The following is a 1,767-nucleotide window of genomic DNA, read 5'->3' on the forward strand; positions in this document are numbered from 1 at the left end:
CCCGCCGCGAACGCCGCGACGGTGCCGCGCAGCATGTTCACGTAGGGGTCGTACTTGCTGAGCATCGGCCGGCTGGTCACAGCGTGCTGACGCTGGGCCACGTCCACGTCGCTCGGCAGACCCGAGTGCTGGAGCACGCTGGCCCACAGCTGTCGGGCGGCCCGCAGCTTGGCGATGGTCGGGAACTGCTCGTCGGTCGCTGCGTAGCGGAACTCGACGAGGTTCGCGGCGGTGGCGAGGTCCAGGCCGTGGTCGGTCAGCCAGCGCAGGTAGGCGACGCCGACCGCGATCGACCAACCGAGCTCCTGGACGTCGCTGGCACCGAGGTCGTGGGCGGCGGTCGCGTCGACGACGATCGCGCGGACCCCGGCGTCGGTCGCCTGGGTGGCGAGGTCGCGCAGCTCGGCGACGGCCTCGTCGACGGCCAGCGGCAGGTCGCGGAGCATCGCGCCCAGCGGGTCGGCGCCGAGGTTGCTGTCCGGGTGGAGGTCGAGGCCCCGCTCGTCGGCGTACGCCAGCAGCGCCGTGGCGGCGGCGGTCGGAGCGGTGGGCGCGTCGAGGACGACGGGCGCCAGGTCGAGCAGGACCCCGGCGAGGACCGCCTTGAGATCGGTCTCCTCGTCGACGGCGACCCAGAGGCTGGTCACCCCGCCGTCGAGGTCGACGAGTGCCTCCTCGTTGGCGAGCTTGGCGGTCGGGTGCGAGACGAAGGAGCGGATGTCCCAGGCGCCGGCACGCCGAGGCCGGACGCTGATGGTGGAACCGCCGGGCAGGCCCAGCGGCGTGATGCCGATGCCGTCGAGCGTGGTCCGGGTCAGCTTGTCCCAGACCGCCGCGTCGGGGTCGTCCTCACCCAGCCGGCGCGCCTTGCGGAGCACGGCCGCGGTCGCCGCCTCCCAGTCCGCCTGGCTGTGCGTGTCCTGCTCGGCAGCGAGGGCCAGGGGTGCCCCTGCCTCGCTGCTCGTGTCGCCTGTCGTCACGGTCGTGAGGATACGGCGCAGAGGGGGAACGGGTTTCAGCGTCCCAGCCGTGGCATATGTCACGCGTTGTTACCCGTGCGACAACCATCGGCGGGCCCGGCCTCGTTGTCCGGTCAGGAGGTGGCCGATGCAGCAGGCTGGCACGGTGGCAGAGACCGGCAGCGCTCCCGCGTTCGAGGAGTACGTCGCCGCGCGGGGCCGCGCCCTGTGGCGGACCGCGTGGTTGCTGACCGGCGACGCCCACCGGGCCGAGGACCTGGTGCAGACCGCGCTGGTGAAGTGCTGGCGACGGTGGGACACGATCGCCGCTGACGGATCGGTCGACGGCTACGTCCGCCGAGCACTGGTCACCACCTACACCGACTGGTGGCGGCGGCGGTGGAACGGCGAGGAACCGACCGAGGTGCTGCCCGAGGTGGAGGTCGGGGGCACCGACCTCGACGTCCGGCAGGACGTGCTCGCCGCGCTGGCCCGACTGCCGCGCGGCCAGCGGGCGGTCGTGGTCCTCCGGTTCTACGAGGACCTCACCGAGCCCCAGACCGCCGCCGTGCTCGGCATCAGCACCGGCACCGTGAAGAGCCAGACCGCCCGCGCCCTGCGCGCCCTGCGTGAGTCCGGGCTCATGGAGGAGGAGTCATGAGCGAGGACCGACTGCGGGACCTGCTCCAGCGGGCCGTCCCCGAGGGCCCCGAGATCCGGGCCGACGCCGTGCCCGCACGAGCCGCCGCGGCCCGCCGGCGACAGGTCGTCGCCGGCGGCGCGGCACTCGCCATGGTCGTCGCCGGCG

The 1,767-nt window shown here is 73.8% G+C and carries 2 protein-coding genes; one reads left to right on the forward strand and one right to left on the reverse strand.

Translation table 11 applies throughout. The features are described 5' to 3' along the window. On the reverse strand, positions 1–980 hold a 980-nt coding region (locus tag H0487_RS23045), incomplete at its 3' end, for a methylmalonyl-CoA mutase family protein (RefSeq protein ID WP_312855786.1). A 127-nt stretch (positions 981–1,107) separates the two neighbouring features. On the opposite strand from H0487_RS23045, the gene H0487_RS01720 reads away from it, so the two are divergent. Then, entirely contained in the window at positions 1,108–1,620 is a 513-nt protein-coding gene (locus H0487_RS01720; RefSeq protein WP_183092495.1) for a SigE family RNA polymerase sigma factor, read from the forward strand. Positions 1,621–1,767 lie beyond the last annotated feature (147 nt).

The sequence above is a fragment of the Nocardioides stalactiti genome, assembly GCF_014180715.1.
Classification (GTDB): domain Bacteria; phylum Actinomycetota; class Actinomycetes; order Propionibacteriales; family Nocardioidaceae; genus Nocardioides; species Nocardioides stalactiti.